Origin of the sequence: Paraburkholderia sp. J11-2, from assembly GCF_905220185.1 — a bacterium.
Taxonomy (GTDB): Bacteria; Pseudomonadota; Gammaproteobacteria; order Burkholderiales; family Burkholderiaceae; genus Paraburkholderia.
On the sequence record NZ_CAJMYY010000034.1, the window covers coordinates 21,621 to 39,139 of the forward strand.

Sequence of the window (17,519 nt, forward strand, 5' to 3'; positions counted from 1 at the left end):
TGGTCGACAAAACGTGCAAGCCGTCAACCCGAAGCATGGCCAGCAGGCGCAACCTGGCCCACGGTTTCGATCCTCTGGCCCTTTGCAATCGCTGTGCCGATTGCGAGCAACTGATCGTCGTCGAGCGACGCAATTAGCGCGTAGCTGAGGTTGGCACGCCGCCATGTCAACACATTCATGCTTTCAACACGCTCGTGCGTCATGCTCGCGTCCGGTTTTTCGTCCTTCATCACGCACAGGGCAACCGGCAAACCCGTTTTGGGTAGATACACGATCTGCACGAGCGGTCTGTTGTGAAAACGCAATCGTTGAATGCGCGTGAATGTAAGCCCCGCTGGACGCAGGTCCGGCACACGTATCGGTACGCCGTCGTCGACGTGAATCTGCGCGATCACCTGCGAGACCACTTCCGGCGTAAGCGCGTCGAAGGCAACCGTATCACGCGTGTAAAGCTGCTGATAGTTCACCGCCGCGGCAACCCATGGCGAGACGCTCGCGGCCGCGGTGTGCAACGCGCCGGTGCCTGCACCACCGTCGCTGCGCGCCCAGTCTGTTGCATGTCGCAGCACGAGCGCGCAGCTCAGCACGCCCGCGGCGAATGTCATGGCTAAACCCGGCAGCGACAGATGCAGCGCAACGCGAAACGGCCAACGCGAGATAAGCCGCGCAAACCAGGCAGGTTCCGTGGCGCCGCGGCGCGCGGTGTCCGTGCTGCTCGCCGCCTCGGGCATGCCCAAATGCGCGCGGCTGAGCTGCTCGATCTTGAGCGTGAGCCGCTTGGGAACGGGCGGCAGTTTCTGGTGTGCGAAGGCGTGCCGATACCTTAGCGCCGACGCCGTGAATAGCGCCACGCGCTCCGCGATCTCGGGCGACGCGCTAATTGTCTTCTCCACATCTTCGCGCTCACGCGGCGTGAGTTCACCGTCGACATAAGCCATGAGCAGGATGTCATCCATAGTCATGCCCCAATTTCCTTGCTGTTCTCCGCGCTTGGCGCGCGCTTTTCTTTTTTCTGATCGTTGAACAGGGCGCCGATCGCCTGACGTGCCCGCGAAAGGCGGCTCATGATCGTGCCGATCGGTACGTCCAGCACCTCGGCGGCTTCGCCGTAGCTTAACCCTTCCACCGCGACAAGCAGCATGACAATGCGCTGCGCCTCGGGTAATCGCTCAACGGCGCGGATGATCTGTCCATTCATGACCTGTTCTTCCGGCGTTCTCGCGGAAGGATCGGGAACAGTTTCGAGAAACCCGTCATCCCATTCCATGCCCGAACGGTTGCGCACATTGCGGGCGCGCAGTTCGTTGAGCCACGTGGACTGAACGATGGAGAACATCCAGCTGAGCGGCGCGGTTCCGGGCTCGAGCTGATGCGCGCGTTCGAGCGCACGCACGCATGCCCGCTGCACGAGGTCTTCGGCATCATGCTGATCGCCCGAAATGCGTAGCGCGAACGCCCACAATCGCGGAAGCATGGAAGGCAGGAGCGCCGACAATTCGGCGACAGTCATCGTCTCGGTAGCTTTCATTTTTCGACGATAGGGTTAAGCGGCAAAACCGTCGCCTTGACGAGAACACCCGGCGGGCGATTGAAATTCCATACGCGCAGCTATCGCCGGCCGCCTTCATCTTCTTGACGGGCCGGGCGCCTCACGGGCAGGAGACAAAACGAATTACAACCGGAGAAGGTATCTGCCATATTTCCGGCCGGCTGCTGATTGAAAGTGTTTGTATCAATGGCGGAAGCCATACACATTGCGACACAAAACGTCGTGCTGATCGGCGCATGCATCGTGGAATGCAGCGCGCTTTACAGGTGTTCTTGTTGGGGAAGCGATTGCATTCAACGTTTCACTCCCTTTTCAAAAACACGGAATTCACATGCGAAATCAGCAAGCGGATAGCGAAAACACCATGAAACAGGAGCCCGCTTGGGTGCGGGCGCTTGGCGGTACGGAACACTTGTTCTGGCTGCTCGACCGCAATCGGGCGATTCATTTCGCGCTCGTCGCGGAAATCGACCGCTTGTTCGAGCCCAGCGCGTGGCATGCGGCATTGCTTGCGATCCAGCAGCGGCATCCGTTGCTCTCCACGCGTATCGTTGCCGGCGGTGACGGCGCCCCTGCGTTTCATCGCGATCCCGATGCGCGGATTCCCCTGCGCGTAGTGGAGAATGCGAGGGCTTCGTGGCAAGTCGAGGCGGCGAGCGAAATGAACGCACCGTTCGACTGGTCAACTGCACCGCTTGTGCGTGCAACCTTGCTGCAAGGTGAACGCGGCTCGACGGTCATTCTCGCCGCGCATCACTCGGTGCTCGATGGCATGGGCGGCGCCTATGTGATGGAGGATCTGTTGTGCGCGCTCGCGGGCGGCTCGCTCATGAGTCTGCCCCTCGTGCAGCCGCTGGAAAGCCTGTTGAGAGCGCAAATGGCCACGGCCACCGTGCCCGGCGCGATGGCGCCGGCGCCCGAGCCCAAGGTGTTCCGCGCGGCTTCGGGCGCGCGTGCCGAGGTCGCCGCGCTTGCGCTCAGCGCGCCGCTCACGCGGGCCGTTGTGGAGCGATCGCGCATGGAGCGCACGACAGTGCACGGCGCGCTCGCGGCAGCGGTCAATGAAGCGGGGCGGCGCTTGTCGCAGGCGTGGCGCGAGCGTTCGGTGCGTACCGTTTCGCCGATCGACGTGCGCCGAACCGTGGGCGGCATGGGCCAGGCCAACGGCGTGTACATCACGCAGACCGTGACGGTCGACGATCGTCCGCAAGGCGCACCGTTCTGGGACGCGGCACGCGAGGTCAAGGCCCTGCTCGCACCCGCGCAAACGCACGCATCGGTCGTACAGGAAACGAAAGCGCTGGATGCATTCATGTCGTCGAATCCTTCCGTTGAAGACACCGCGGGTTTTCTTTCGCACATGCTGGCGTTCGACGTGCTGCTTTCGAACCTGGGCCGCGAGCCGGTCGCTTCGGCCTACGAAGGTTTTGCGCTGAAGGCGCTATGGGGGCCGATCGTGAGTTCGGGCTTCAAGGACGATCAGGTCGTGGGCGTCTGCACGCAAGGGGGGGTGTTGCGTCTCACGCAGGCGAGCTACACGGCCATGCCAGGACTGCTCGATGAAGTGTGCGCCGTGCTGAGCGAGGCCGTTGCTGCCTAGTGTTGCGGGCGAGGTGAAACTTGACGTGCGCCGGCATGGCCGGCGCACTCGCTTACGGTGAAACCGGGAGCGTTGGGGTAGTGTTGATCAGGGCGCTGCGTACAGCGTCAGCTTGGTTGCGACCTGCTGAACGCCCGGCACTTTCGCTGCGACGTCCTGAGCGACCTGGTCCTGCGATTCGTCGAGAATCGTGCCCGCCAGGATGACCTTGCCCGTGCGCGTATTGGCGAACACGGCGATGTCCGTGTCGTTCAGGTCGTGGTCCTTGTACAGGGCTTCGCGGACCTTTTTCGCCAATGCGTGATTGGCGGCGCGGTCGGCGCGCATTTGTGCGCGGATCTGCTGCCTGGTCAGTGCGGGCGTGTCGCCGGTCGTCGTGGTTTGTGCGAGAGCGGCGGAGGAGAGCAGCGCGGCGAGTGCGGCCGTAAGTGCCTTGGAGCGAAGCGTCATGGAATCACCTGTTGACGTTGAGTATGAACGAGGAGTTGTCGAAGCGGGTCTTGCCCGGTGGGAAGCATAGACCGCGGGCCGTCCTGGCTCTATCAGACGTTAGGTGGTTCGTCCTATACGAATGTCAACGGCGCACTATACCTTGGGATGCTCCGGCGATCCGCGACGATTTACGCTGCGCTACCGGCTGCCACGGCGACGGCGGCGGCGAGATCCCTGGCCCTGACGGGCTTGATGAGGAACGCGCTCGCGCCATTGTCCAGCGCCAGGCTCTGGAGTTCGGGCATGGGGTAGGCCGTGACGAAAATCGTGGGTATGCGTATGCCCGCGCCAATCAGGCGCAAAAACATGTCGACGCCGGTCATGCCGGGCATCTGGACGTCCGAAATGATGCAGCGCGGGTGCCGCTCGCCCACGGCGGCCAGCAGATCCATGCCGGACTCGAATGTCACGACGTCGTAATCGAGCGAGCGTAGCAAGCTGGAAAGGCCGGAACGGACCGAAGGGTCGTCGTCAACCACCCAGATGACTTGTGGCGTACACAATGAATATCTCCCGTGGCGTGCTGGAGGCGGTATGGCTGTGATCCGTCGCGTGTACGCGGCATAAGCTTACCGGAGCCCCCAAGCCGCCGAAATCATACGGAGGTATAGATAGGGTTTGCCGCAATCCGTAGGTAAGATGCAAGGGGGAAATGAGGGTTCACCCACCGCACGCCCCTCGCCGAGCACACAACGCTTACCAATCATCGCGCAATCGCGCGCCTCGCGCGCGGCATTCCCTTTGGGTTGACGCCTGAAATCAGCAACCGGTGGAGTTTGGCATGTACCAAATCGAGAGCGATCGTGGCAAGCGCGCGTCCGTGGAGGCGAGCCGGGCTTGCACGGAGCACGCTGCATCGAAAGTCTTTGTCGTCGACGATGACGAAAAGCTTCGGGAAGGACTCAAGAGCCTGCTCGAATCGGTGGGGTTTCATGTCGAGACCTTCCCGGCCACAGCGCAATTTTGCGAGCGCGTGCAGGCCGATATTCCGAGTTGCCTGATACTCGATGTGCGGTTAAAAGGCGAGAGCGGTCTCGAGTTTCAGGCATGGGCGGCGGAAAATGAAATCGTCATGCCGATTATTTTCATGAGCGGATATGGCGATATTGAAATGTCGGTTCGCGCCATGAAAGGCGGCGCCATCAATTTCCTGACCAAGCCGTTTCGCGAGCAGGACATGATCGAGTCCGTGACCGAGGCGTTGCAGCGCGACGCGGCGCGTTTGATGAGGCTGAGCCAGTCGAGCACGCTCAGAGAGCGGTTTTCGACTTTGACGCCGCGAGAGCGCGATATCGCCGTGCTCGTTGCCGCGGGGTATATGAACAAGGCGGCGGCGAGCAAACTCGCACTCAGCGAGATGACCGTGAAGATTTACCGCGCGAGAGCGATGAAGAAGCTTGCCGCGCGCACGACGGCGGACCTGGTGCGAAAAATCCGGACGCTGCAGATCGGAGGCGACGCCGGGTCGATAGCCGATCCGCGTACCCACGATTGATGAACGATTCGCCGGAGATAACGTGCATGGTTGCAGGGGAACGGTAATGGAGAAAGACGCGGTTCGTATTGCGCCAGGGGGGGAGGGTGCGGTTGTCTACGTGATCGACGACGACGAGTCGATTTGCGCGGCGCTTTCGAGCCTGCTGCGCTCGTCCGGCTTCGCCACGCGCACGTTCACGCGCATCGACGAATTCCTGCTGGCGCCGAAAGAAGACGTGCCGGGCTGTTTGCTGCTGGACGTGCGCCTGCGCGGCGAGAGCGGCCTGACCTTTCAGCAGAGCGCGCACCGCTATGAAGTGGACATGCCCATTATCTTCATGACGGCGCACGGCGACATTGAAATGTCGGTGCGTGCCATGAAGGCGGGCGCGATCGACTTTCTTACGAAACCTGTGCGCGAGCAGCGCGTGATCGATGCCGTAACGACCGCCATCGCGAGCCATGCCGCGTGGCGCGAACGCGCCCGCTCGGAGGCGGCGCTACGCGCGCGCTACGACCAGTTGACCGCGCGCGAGCGCGAAGTCGTGTCGTACGTGGTGGAAGGCTTTCTGAACAAGCAGATTGCGGGCGAATTGAAGCTGAGCGAGATCACGATCAAGATTCATCGCAGTTCCGCCATGCGCAAGCTCGAAGCGCAGTCGGTCGCCGATCTCGTGAGGAAGATGGAGGTCATTAGCGCAGCCGGGCACGCGCGCAATTAATGGCGCACCGGCACGACATGGATGGGGAGAGGCATGGCAGCTAGAGCGGGTCGGCACTCGATGGCAGAGATCCCGGGCTGGGAGGCGACAGGCGCCGCGGAAATTCACGGGCGCATTACCTGCGCGCAACGGCTTCATCGCGACGACGACCTGGTGCTATACCGCGTGAGCACCGAGGCGTGCGAACAGCCGCTCATCGTGAAAGCGCCGTTCGAGGCACGCGCTTCGCGTGAACTCCTCGCATCGTTCGAGAAAGAATACAGCTTGCGCGAATCGATCGACGCGCAATGGGGCATTCGTCCGCGCGAGTTGTTTCGTTCGGGCGGCCAGTTTCTGCTCACGCTGCACAATTGCGAGGGGGCATCGCTCAGCGGCGACATGGCGCATGGCCGCTCGCTGCGGCGCTTTCTTGCGCTCGCGGTGTCGCTCGCCTCGGCGCTCAAGGACATGCACTCGCATGGACTCGTTCATCACAACCTGAGCCCCGCCAGCCTGTTCGTGGATCGCGAGCAGCGCGTGTGGATCACGGGCTTCGGCAGCGCTTGCGGTATCGAGGGCAGCTATGCGGGCGGCGGCGAGATCGGTATCGTGCCCATGAGCCAGCTTCCGTATCTCGCGCCCGAGCGCACCAGCGCCGCGAGCCAGCGTAACGATCCGCGCAGCGACCTGTACGCGCTGGGCGTGCTGCTTTACCAACTGCTCTCCGGGCAGTTGCCCTTTGACGCGCGCGAGCGCGAGGAATGGGTCTATTCGCATCTCGTGAGCACGCCGCGGCCGCTCGGCAATCTCGTTCCTGAAATCCGTCCCGAGATCGAATTCATCATCAACAAGCTGCTGGCGAAAGCCGCCGACGACCGCTATCAGAGTGCGGCGGGCGTCGAGGCCGACCTGCAGCTTTGCTTCGATGAAATGACCTACGGCGCACAGATATCGCCCGCACTGCTCGGCCGGGGCGACCGTCAATCGCAGGCCGTGTTTCCCATGCGTACGTACGGGCGGCAGCGCGAACTCGAACAGCTGCACGGCGCGCTGGAACGCGTGCGCCAGACCGGCGACGCCATGGCGGTGATCGTCGAGGGCGAGCCCGGCGTCGGCAAGACGTTTTTCATCGAGGAATTCAAACGCAATATCGGCTCGGCCGGCGTGCATTTCACGCTCGGAAAATTCGATCAGTACAACGACAATGTGCCGTATGCGGCGTTTGTCCAGGTGCTGCGCGGGCTCGTGCGCCCGCTGCTCAGAAAGACCGGCCCGGAAATCGCGCTATGGAAGGGGCGCTTCGAGGAAGCCGTGGGCAAGGGCGGCCAACTGATCGTCAATCTGGTGCCGGAAATCGGCGCGATGGTGGGGCCGCAGCCCGCAATCGAAACCCTGCCGCCGCAGGAAGCGACCAACCGTTTTCTGCTGGTCGTCAAGCGCTTTCTCATGCTGTTTTCGGACAAGCAGCGGCCGCTCGTGCTCTTTCTGGACGATGTGCAATGGCTCGATTCCGGCACGCTGGAAATCATCGATGGCCTCGCAACGGACGCCGAACTGAAGCACCTGCTGCTCGTGCTCGCGCATCGCAGCATCGATCTGGGCCGCTCGCGGGTGGCGAGCGAACGGCTCAACGGCATTCTGTTCGGCAGGAAGGTGACCGAAAAGATCGGCCTGTTGCCGCTCACGCTCGCGGACATCGTGACGATGATTGCCGAGACGCTGGTCGAGCCGCCCGAGGCCGTCGCGCCGCTCGCTTCGGTGATCTTCGAAAGGACGGGCGGCAATCCGTTCTTCACGATCGAATTCCTGCGCGAGCTGATACAGGACCGGCTCATCGTGCCGGACGCGTACAGCGTGGGCTGGACGTGGGACATCGACAAGATTCGCCACAAGGGCTACACCGACAATGTGGTCGACCTGCTCACGCTGCGTCTCACGCGCCTGAACGATGAAACGAAGCATGTTTTGGCGGTTTTCGCGTGCGTGGGGGGAACGGCGCGCGTGGGCGCGCTCTCCCGCGTGCTCGGCACTGATAGCCGCCGCGTGCTGGCGACGATGCGCGAAGCGGAGACGGCGGGCCTCGTGTCGCGCAAGGGGGAAGCCTACCGCTTCGCGCACGACCGCGTGCAGGAAGCCTCGTACGCGATGCTCGGCGAAACGGCACGCGAACTCGCGCACGCGCAGATCGGCACCAACCTGCTCTTTGCCATGCCGACGGCCCCGAGCACGGCCGAAGTGTTCGAGGTGGTCGGCCACCTGAACCGCGCGCAGCGCATTCTTTCGCAAGCCGACCGCACGCGACTTGCGGAGCTTGACGTGCTGGCGGGCAACGCGGCGAAAGCGGCGGCTGCGTGGAGTTCCGCGCGCGAGTATTTCGCCCAGGCGGAAAAGCTTATCGAGCAGTACGGCGTGAGCGAGGCGCGTATCGACGTATTCCGGCTGCTGCTCGACATGGCGGAATGCGAGTACCTCACCGGCGGTTTCAGCCTGGCGCTGGAAACGGCGCGCAAGGCGTGTGATTGCGCGGGCGGTCTGCTCAAGCGCGCTAGCGCGCTGCGCATGGAAATCCGCATTCACCAGGCGTCCGGCGATTATCGTCAAGCGGTCGAAACGACGCTCAGCGCGCTTTCGTTGCTGAATGTCGAGGTGCAGGGCGAAGGCATTGACGATGCGCTAGTCGCGCAAAAGCTCGCGGCGTTGCGCGAATTGTGCCCGCCGCACCGGGTCGCGGCGCTGCTTACGCGCGGCTGCCTCGACGACCCCATGCACGAGGCCGTGATCGGCCTCATCATCGACGCGATTCCGAGTGCGTATATCGGCGTACAAAAGCTGTTCCCGATTCTCGTGCTCAAGGCAGCCGAGTTGTGCCTCGCGCATGGCAACACGCGGCTGGCAGGCTATGTGTACGCCATCTACGCGCTGCTGCTGGTCGGCACCACGCGCGACTTCGATCTTGCGTTGCGCTTTTCCGAGCTTGCGCTTGCCGTGAACGAGCGTTATGGCGAACCGCGTTTGAGTGGCACGCTGCTGCATTTGCACGGCGACCATATCCTGATCTGGCGGCGGCCGTTTCGCGCGGCCATTCCGGTGCTGGGCCGTGCGATGAGCCAGTGCGTCGAAGCGGGCGACTTCATCTACGCGGGCTATATCGCGTTCGAGAGTATCTGGCAGGCCTATGAGCGCGGCGAGCACCTCAACGAGGTGACTAACCTGTGCCGCGAGAATCTGCGCTTTGCGAACGAACTGCGCAACAAGACCATCAGCGTCACGATCGAACTCGAATTGATGTTCCTGTTGCGCTTGCAGGGCGTCGATGCGGCAGACCTGGGCATTGCCTCCACGCACGAAGCACTCGTCTCGTTCGTGCGTGAGAGCCAGTTCGGCTGCGGTATCGCCTATGCGGCGATCATGGAAATGAAGCTGGACTTTCTGCACAGCCGCTTCGCTGCCACGATTGCGCGCGCAAGAGAGATCGAGCCGCTGCTCGGCGCGGTGATGGCCATGCCGATCGAGGTGACGTACTACTTTTTGCGGGCGCTTGCGCTCGTGCGCGTGATCGACGAATTGCCGCAGGAAGCCGGGCAGGAAGCCGCGCACGAATTGATGGAGCGCGAACTGATCGGCGCCATCGAGCGGCTTGAATCGTGGGCACATAGCGCACCGGAGAACTTCGGCAGCCGCTGCGCGCTCGTCACGGCCGAATATGCGCGGCTCGTGGGCGATTATGCGCAGGCCGAGCAGGAATACGAGCGCGCGATCGAACTGGCGCGTGAGAATGGGCAGCCGCACTATGAGGCCATGGCGCGCGAATGCTCGGCGCACTTCTACCGGCAACGCGGTTTAGTTTCGGTGTCCCAGGCGTGTTTGCGCTCGGCTCGCGACGCCTATGCGCGCTGGGGCGCCGACGCCAAGGTGCGCAGTCTCGAGCAGGCCTTTCACCATCTGCGTGACGGTGCGCCTGCCGCGCGCAGTTCCGGCGCTCACGCGGCGCCACAGGGCACGGTCGATGTCGCCGCGATGGTCCAGTTGTCCCAGGCCGTTTCAAGTGAGATCGACCTCGACAAGCTGGTGCAGGCGTTCATGCAGATTGCCGTGCGCCACAGCGGCGCGCAGCGTGCGCTGCTCATTCTCTGGTCGGGCGAGAGCTTTCGCATCGTGGCCCAGGCCGGTTCCAGGGAAAACGGCATTACCGTGGAAGCGAGCGACATGGGCCTGTGCGAGTCGGTGGTCCCGCTTACCGTGATTCGCCATGTCATGCGGGTTCACGAGAACGTCGTCATCGACGACGGCGCGGAGCCGAACGACTTCCGCGACGACCGTTACCTGAGCGAGGGCCGCTGCCGTTCGCTGCTCTGCCTGCCCTTGTTGCGCCACGCGGGGCTCGTTGGCGTGCTGTATATGGAAAACAGCGTCACGCCGTATGTGTTCGATCTCGCGCGCATCAACCTTATGAACATGCTGGCCGCCCAGGCCGCCATTTCCATCGAGAACGCACGGCTCTATTCCGCGCTCAAGCGCGAGAACGTGGAGCGACGTCAAACCGAAGCGCGGCTGCGGCGCAGCGAGGCGTTCCTCGAAGAGGGCCAGCGCATCAGCAAGACGGGTACCTGGATCTGGAACACGACCACGGGCCAATTGCTGTGGTCGCGTGAGAATTACGAGCTGTGGGGCGTGGAATTCACGTGCGAGCGGCCGACCATCGAAATGTGCCTCGAGCGTGTGCTGGAGGCGGACCGCCTGCGTTTCAAGGAAGTCTTCGTCAACGCAATTTGCGAAGACGGCATGCATAGCCACGAATTCTCGACACGGCAAAGCGACGGCAGCGTGCGCCGCCTGCAGGTGATTTTCCGGCCGTGGTCGAGCGACGAGAGCGGTGCGCGCGAATATATCGGCGCGACGATCGATGTCACGGACCGGCGCGCCTTCGAAGACGCGTTGCGGCGCGGCGAGATGTATCTCTCCGAAGCCCAGCGCCTCAGCAATATCGGCAGCATTGGCTGGAATGTCGAATCGCGCGACTTGACGTGCTCCGCGCAAACCTACCGGATCCTCGAAATGGACGAGCCCTCGCGGCCGCATATGGATCTCATGCTGGAACGCATTCATCCCGACGACGTCGATCAGGTGAGGCGCGCGCTGTGCGAGGGGGAGGCAGGCGCGTCGATCATCGAGGCCGAGTATCGCGTGCGCGTGGAAACGGGCGCGGTGAAGTACCTGCGCATGGTGGCGAGACCAATCGCTTCGGCGAGCCGTGCCGTGGAATACGTCGGCGCCCTTGCCGACATGACCGAAATTCACCAGGCGCAAAACGCGCTGTTGCGCGCGCAGGCGGAACTCACGCACGTCACGCGCGTGTCGACGCTGGGCGAATTGACGGCATCGCTTGCGCACGACCTCAAGCAGCCGCTCATGGCGATCATCACGCATGGCGAGGCGGGCATGCGCTGGCTGGACCGCGCGGTGCCTTCGGTTGCCGAAGCGCGCAACAATCTCGCGCGCATCGTGAGCGACGCGGACCGCGCGAGCGAAGTGATCAACCGCCTGCGCGCGCTCGCGCGCAAGGAGCGCCCGAATCGCGCCGCGATCGATTTGACGCAAACCGTCAGCGAAGTCGTTGCACTCGTTCGGCAGGAAATGGAAAAGAACAACATTCGCCTGCGTGTCGTGTCGGAAGACGGTTTGCCCAAGGTGGCCGCCGACAAGATCCAGATCCAGCAGGTGGTCATGAACCTGATCTTCAATGGCATGCATTCGATCCTGAAGTGTCCGGGCAGTACGCGGGTGCTGAAAATCTCGGCCGAATTCGCTGGCGCGGAGTCCGTGCGCGTGTGTGTGTGCGATTCGGGCACGGGTATCGATGCCGATATCGTCGAGCGGCTATTCGAGCCGTTCTTCACGACGAAGTCGGACGGCATGGGGCTTGGCCTGTCCATTTGCCGCTCGATCATCGAGGAACATCGCGGTTCGATCTGGGCGTTCAATAATCAGGACGCGGGCGCGACGTTCTGCTTCGAGCTTCGCGCGGCAGGAAGCGGCGCCGAAGGCACTGTCGCGGCACGCGCGAACGGAACGACCGCATGAGCCATTACGCGCCCATTCTCGACCAACTCGCCGATTACGATGTCACGCAACTGGTCGCGGGGCCGCCGGCGCTCTATCGCGGCGTGAACAAGGAAGGCGCGCACGTGCTGTTCATGGTGACGGAGGACGGCCCGAAAGAGCACGAGCGGTGCGCGCGGTTAGAGCACGCTTATGCGTTGCGCGCGTGCCTCGCGGCGCCGTGGGCTGCACGGCCCTATGCGCTATTGCGGGAAAACGGCTTCGTTGCGCTCGCGCTGCGCGACCCCGGCGGCACGCTCTTGCGCGCGCGCTGGCGTTCGCCGCAAAAGCTCGAGCGCTTTCTGCGCGCCGCAATCGCGATTGCCACCGCCGTGGAATCGCTGCATGAAGCCGGGCTGGTCCATTGCGACCTGAATCCCGATTGTATTCTGCTCGATAGCGCCGACGAATCGGCGTGCCTCCTTGGCTTTGGTCACGCGATGATGGCCGATCGTTCGGACCGCGAAACCAATCTTCATCGTGCCAGCAGCGGGGCGATCGAATACATGGCGCCCGAACTTTGCGGCCGGATGGAGCGCCTGCTGGACTGTCGCGCCGACCTCTATTCGCTGGGCTGCCTGTTCTACGAAATGCTCACCGGCGTGCTGCCGTTCACGGGCGTCGACAGAATGGCGCTCGCGCATGCGCAGCTCGCCAAGCAACCCATGCGTCCTTCCGCTTACGCGCCTGGATTGCCGCGCCAGGTCGAAGCGGTCGTCATGAAATTGCTCGCCAAGAATCCCAACGACCGCTATCAGTCAGCGGCCGGGCTGCTGGCCGACTTGATGCGCTGCCTGAACGCCGGGCCGGAGCGCAATGCCGCCGCCGTGTTTCCGCTGGACTTGCACGCAAGCGTTGCGATCAGCCGGCACGCCGGGGCGCTATACGGCCGCCGTGGCCAGATGGATGCGCTCGACGCAACCTTGCGCCGCGTGAGCACGAGCGGCGCGGTCGAGCTGGTCTTCGTCGCCGGCTATTCGGGTAGCGGAAAGTCCGCGCTGGTCGATCAATGGGCAAGCGCAATCGGCACGACATCGATCTCGTATGCGCGAGGCGTGTGCGAACAGCTCGATTCGACCCAACCTTATGGGGCGCTGGCCCGCGCGCTCGAGCGGCTCATCCGCCCGATTCTCGGTCAGGAGGACGCGAGCTTCACCGCGACGCGCAATCGCCTCACGGCGTGCATGGGCGCTCGCGCGGAAATTCTCTATGGCCTTTTGCCCGACCTGAAACTGATACTGGGCGCTCTGTCGAGCGACGTCGAAACGCAATTCAATGTCGACAGAGCGATTTATTTGCGCACGATTGCCGATCTGCTCAAAAGCGTGTTGCAGCCCGAGCGCCCGCTCGTGCTGTTTTTCGATGACATGCAGTGGGTCGATGAAGGCACGCTGACGGTCCTCGACTATCTGACCCGCGACAGCGACCTCTCGCATGTCATGCTCATCGCAGCGTTTCGCAGCAACGAAGTGACGCCGGGGCATGCGCTCGAGCGGCTCATTGCCGAGACCAAAGACCGGCATCAGGTCATTGCAGTCGAGCCGCTTGACCGCGGCGACATGGCGCGCCTCGTTGGCGACACGCTGGGCTGCAAGCTCGACGCGTCGCTGCCGGTGATCGACATCATTCGGGAAAAGACGGGTGGCAATCCGTTTTTCACGATTCAGCTGGCTGCGGAGCTCGCGAGCGAAGGGCTGATTGAATTCGAGGAAAAGGGCGCGTTGCGCCTGCGCGACGTCGATCGCATTCGCGCCAAGCTGTATTCGGACAACGTGGCGGACCTCATGCTGCTGCGCTTCGCACGGCTGGGCGAGGCCGCGCGTGACGCGTTGCAGGTCTTTGCCTGTCTGGGAGCCGCCGCGAAGATCGCCGATCTCGCGGCGGCGGCGAGCCTCACGAAACAGGCGTTGGAGGCAAGCCTGCGCGAGGCCATCAACGCTTCGCTCATCGACCGCGATGCGGACAGGCTGCGCTTTACGCACGACCGCATTCGCGAGGCCGCCTACGCTTCGATGCGCGAAAGCGAACAAGCGGCCCTGCACCTCGAGATCGGGCGCAGGCTCGCCACGCGTTTGCGCGAGGACGAGCCGAGCGACGAACTTTTCGTCGTCGCGAATCAGATCAATCGTGGGGCTTCGCATGTCGTTTCGCCCGAGGAGCGCAAGCGCTTTGCCTACCTCAATCTGCTCGCGGGGGAACGTGCGAAGGCGGCGACCGCGTACACGTCGGCGCTGGTCTATTTCGAAACGGCGGCGGCGCTGATCGACGAAAGCACCGACGAAGACACGGCACAATGGACGGAATTTCACCGGGCTGACGTGGAGTGCCTGATCGGCACGCTCGCGCCCGCCGAGGCGCGGCTCGCGGCGCTCGGCCGCAAGCCGGTGAGCATGGCGCTGCGGGCGGAATTGACGCGCTTGACGGCGAGCCTGCAAACCGCGCAGAACCGGCAAATTCAGGCGCTGACCACGGGGCTCGACTTTCTGGCCCGGCTCGGTGTCAACATCGAAGAGCGCCCGTCGGACAGTGAAGTCGATCGCCTTTATCGGCAGTTGCGCAGCGAGTTGGGCGACAGGTCGATTGCCCAGCTTGGCGAAAACGCGTGGGTCGAAGACCCGGTGTGGCGCTGCGCGCTCGATGTGCTCGCCGATCTCATTCCGCCCGCGCTCTTTTTCAATGCCAATCTGCTCGACGTGATTCTGCTGAACCTGACCTTGCTGAGTTTGCGGCACGGTCTTTCCGATTCCGCGGCGTATGGTTTCGTTTGCCTGAATCTCGTGTTCGCCGAGCGCTATGGGGACTACAGGACGGGCTATGAGTTTGCGCAACTGGCCGTCGACGTGGTCGATCGTTGCAAGCGCTCGCGCTACAAGGCGCGCATCTACATGCGCTTTGGCAGTCTCGTGATTCCGTGGAGCCGGCCGGCCCAGGACGCCATGCCGTATATCGAGCAAGCGAAGAGGGTGGCGAAAGCGGACGGCGATCTGGTATTCGACGTGTCGGGCGCGCGTAATGTCGTGAGCGTGCTGCTTCTCGCCGGCCGGCCGCTGGACGAAGTTCTCGCGGAGGCGAAAAACGGTCTGAACGTCGCGAGGTTGTCGCGTTTCTTTCTGTATTCCGGCGTTTTCCGCGCGCAGATCCAGCTCGTCGAACAACTGGGCGACGCGGGGCGGCGCGACACGGCGGATCATGCCGGCGACGAGGAATATCAGCGGGACATCGACGCGGTGCGCGCGAACAACACGAGCGTTGGCTTTGCCTACTGGACGTGCATGCTGCAGGCGAGCTTCATTTCCGGCGATTTCGAAGCGGCGCTCGAGGCAGAGGTGGCGGCGAGGCGATCGATCGGCGCGTCGAGAATGTTCCTCGAATTGATCGAATATCGCTTCTTTGGCGCGCTCACGCGCGCGAAGCTGTGCGAAATGGCAGCGACGCAGCACGAACGGGCCGCACACCGTGAAGCCCTCGACGCGCATTGCGCGGCGCTGAGCGCATGGGCGCACGTCGGTCCCGCGAATCTCACGGGCCGGGCCGCGCTCGTCGATGCCGAGATCGCGCGGCTCGACGGCCGCGCCCGCGACGCGGAGCACCTCTACAACAAGGCGATTCGTCACGCCCACGAACGGCGGATTCTGCATGTCGAGGCGCTGGCGTGCGAACTCGCGGCGGGATTTCATCGCCAGCAAGGGCGCGGCACGATTGCCGACGCCTACTTGCGCGATGCTTCGCATGCCTATGCATGGTGGGGCGCGAACGCCAAGGTGCGCGCCATGACGGAGCGAGGCCTGAAAACGGAGCCGTCGGCCGCTGCGCCGATGCCGGCATTCGACTACCCGTCGCAACAGCTCGATATTGCTGCGATCATCAAGGCTTCGAGCGCGCTGTCCAGCGAAATCGTGCTGAGCCGTCTGATCGAAACGCTCGCGCTCGTGACGCTCGAGCACGCAGGCGCCCAGCGTTGCGTGCTCGCGCTGAACCACGAGGGCGGCTTGCAGATTCATGCGGAGGCCGTGACGCGCGCCGAACTCGCCGAAGTCAATGTCGTGCGGCGCGAGATTTCGAGCGAGGACTTGCCGCTTACGCTGGTTCGCACGGCGATCCGCACGGGGCAGCCGCTCGCGCTCGGCAGCGCCGCGACAGAGGGCGGCTATACGCGCGATGACTATGTGCGAAGGACCCAGGCGAAGTCGGTGCTCTGCCTGCCGCTGCTCAAACAAGGCGGTCTGGTGGGCGTGATCTTTCTGGAGAACCGGCTTAGCGAAAGCGCATTTACCGAGGACAAGATCGCCGTGCTTTCCGTGCTCGGCGCACAGGCCGCCATCGCACTCGAAAACGCGCGCCTCTATCAGGATCTCGTGGAGCAGAATCAGCGCATCGCGCATACGGAGGAAGCGTTGCGCAACGCCATGGCCGAGCTTGCGCGCGTGACGCGCCTCACGACCATGGGCCAACTGGTGGCATCCATTGCGCACGAAATCAGTCAGCCTGTGAGCGCGATTCATTCATCGGCCTCGGCGGCCGTGCACTGGCTCGAGCGCGAACCGCCCGCACTCGAGGAGGCGCGCAAGATGCTGACGCTCGTGGCGGGCGAGAGCCTGCGTGCATCGAGCATCATTCACGGCATACGTGAATTGGCGAAGAACGCGCCGCCCACGCTAACCGTGTTCGATTTGAGGCGCGCGGTCGCCGAAGCGCTGCTGCTTGCGGGCGCGGAAGTCGAGAATCACCAGGTCGAAGTCGATAACGCCATCGCGCCGGAGTTCTTCGTGAAGGGCGATCGCGTGCAGGTTCAGCAGGTCGCGCTCAATCTCATTGTCAACGCCGTGGAGGCGATGGCCGGCGTCGATTCGCGCGCCCGCGTACTCGAACTTTCCAGTCGCCATGTGGGCGGCGGCCGGGCGGAAATCACCGTGGCCGACTCGGGGCCTGGGCTGCAAGCCTGCGTCGAGGGGTCGCTGTTCGAACCGTTCGTGACGACCAAGGCAACGGGCATGGGTTTGGGCTTGTCGATCTGCCGTTCGATTATCGAGCGGCATGGCGGCACGCTGGAGTTCGAGCCCAACACGCCGCATGGCGCGCGTTTCGTTTTCTCGCTCGCCGCCGCGTTTGAAGCGGCGGGGGGGAACGCGGCGCTCGAGCGCTAGCCGGCCCGATTCAGCGCCTGCTTGACGTGCATGGCCAGCGCCTGTGCGCTGACCGGTTTGGTGAGGAACGCGCGAACGCCGATCGACATGGCCCGCGACTCGGCTTCGGCAGTCGGATACGCCGTGATGAGCACGAACGGCGCATCGACGCCCATGTCGATCATGCCCTCGAACATTTGCAGGCCGGACATGCCGGGCATCTGGAGATCGGAGACGACGCACGCAGTGCGATTGTGCGCAAGCCATCGCAGGAGGTCATTCCCCGATTCGAAGGTTTCGACTTCATAGCCGAGCGAACGAAGCAAGCTGGCAAGTGCAAGCCGAACTGACTGATCGTCGTCGACCACACAGACGTGATGAGCGGCGGACACGCATGATCTCCTGAGCAACAACGGCGCGATGGACCAGCACTCCAGCGCGGGTCGACAGCGCTGATAGTAATGACGGAATTCGCCGGG

Annotated in this window: 10 protein-coding genes; 5 read left to right on the top strand and 5 right to left on the bottom strand. The window is 63.4% G+C overall.

The window, feature by feature from the left end; translation table 11 throughout:
• Positions 1 to 23: 23 nt before the first annotated feature.
• Positions 24 to 962: an anti-sigma factor gene (locus tag U5A57_RS34700; protein WP_321916184.1), complete on the bottom strand. Its 939-nt coding sequence runs from the start codon at positions 960 to 962 to the stop codon at positions 24 to 26.
• Positions 959 to 1,510: an RNA polymerase sigma factor gene (locus U5A57_RS34705; RefSeq protein ID WP_321916185.1), complete on the bottom strand. Its 552-nt coding sequence runs from the start codon at positions 1,508 to 1,510 to the stop codon at positions 959 to 961. Before U5A57_RS34705 ends, U5A57_RS34700 begins: the two co-directional genes overlap by 4 nt.
• Before the next feature lie 370 nt (positions 1,511 to 1,880).
• On the opposite strand from U5A57_RS34705, the gene U5A57_RS34710 reads away from it, so the two are divergent.
• Complete coding sequence (locus U5A57_RS34710) at positions 1,881 to 3,149, top strand: condensation domain-containing protein (protein ID WP_321916186.1); 1,269 nt, start codon at positions 1,881 to 1,883, stop codon at positions 3,147 to 3,149.
• 87 nt (positions 3,150 to 3,236) lie between these two features.
• Here U5A57_RS34710 and U5A57_RS34715 read toward each other — a convergent pair whose 3' ends face one another.
• Positions 3,237 to 3,599: a BON domain-containing protein gene (locus U5A57_RS34715; RefSeq protein ID WP_321916187.1), complete on the bottom strand. Its 363-nt coding sequence runs from the start codon at positions 3,597 to 3,599 to the stop codon at positions 3,237 to 3,239.
• A gap of 170 nt (positions 3,600 to 3,769) precedes the next feature.
• Positions 3,770 to 4,144 (bottom strand): response regulator transcription factor, encoded by a 375-nt coding sequence (locus U5A57_RS34720; RefSeq protein ID WP_321916188.1) that lies wholly within the window; start codon positions 4,142 to 4,144, stop codon positions 3,770 to 3,772.
• 278 nt (positions 4,145 to 4,422) lie between these two features.
• Here U5A57_RS34720 and U5A57_RS34725 point away from each other — a divergent pair, with 278 nt between their 5' ends.
• From U5A57_RS34725 to U5A57_RS34740, 4 genes are read left to right on the top strand one after another with little or no spacing between them, the layout of a single operon-like run.
• Positions 4,423 to 5,136, top strand: a complete 714-nt coding sequence (locus U5A57_RS34725) for a response regulator transcription factor (RefSeq protein ID WP_415774693.1) — start codon at positions 4,423 to 4,425, stop codon at positions 5,134 to 5,136.
• Between the two features lie 46 nt (positions 5,137 to 5,182).
• On the top strand, positions 5,183 to 5,839 hold the full coding sequence (locus tag U5A57_RS34730; RefSeq protein WP_321916189.1) for a response regulator transcription factor: 657 nt from the start codon (positions 5,183 to 5,185) through the stop codon (positions 5,837 to 5,839).
• A 33-nt stretch (positions 5,840 to 5,872) separates the two neighbouring features.
• Positions 5,873 to 11,899 carry an AAA family ATPase gene (locus U5A57_RS34735; RefSeq protein ID WP_321916190.1) on the top strand — a complete coding sequence of 2,009 codons (6,027 nt, stop codon included), beginning with the start codon at positions 5,873 to 5,875 and terminating at the stop codon, positions 11,897 to 11,899.
• Positions 11,896 to 17,061 (top strand): AAA family ATPase, encoded by a 5,166-nt coding sequence (locus U5A57_RS34740; protein ID WP_321916191.1) that lies wholly within the window; start codon positions 11,896 to 11,898, stop codon positions 17,059 to 17,061. Before U5A57_RS34735 ends, U5A57_RS34740 begins: the two co-directional genes overlap by 4 nt.
• Here U5A57_RS34740 and U5A57_RS34745 read toward each other — a convergent pair.
• A complete protein-coding gene (locus tag U5A57_RS34745) occupies positions 17,058 to 17,432 on the bottom strand; it encodes a response regulator (protein WP_321916192.1) in 375 nt (124 codons plus the stop codon). The two genes, U5A57_RS34740 and U5A57_RS34745, sit on opposite strands and share 4 nt — an antisense overlap.
• Positions 17,433 to 17,519: the final 87 nt, after the last annotated feature.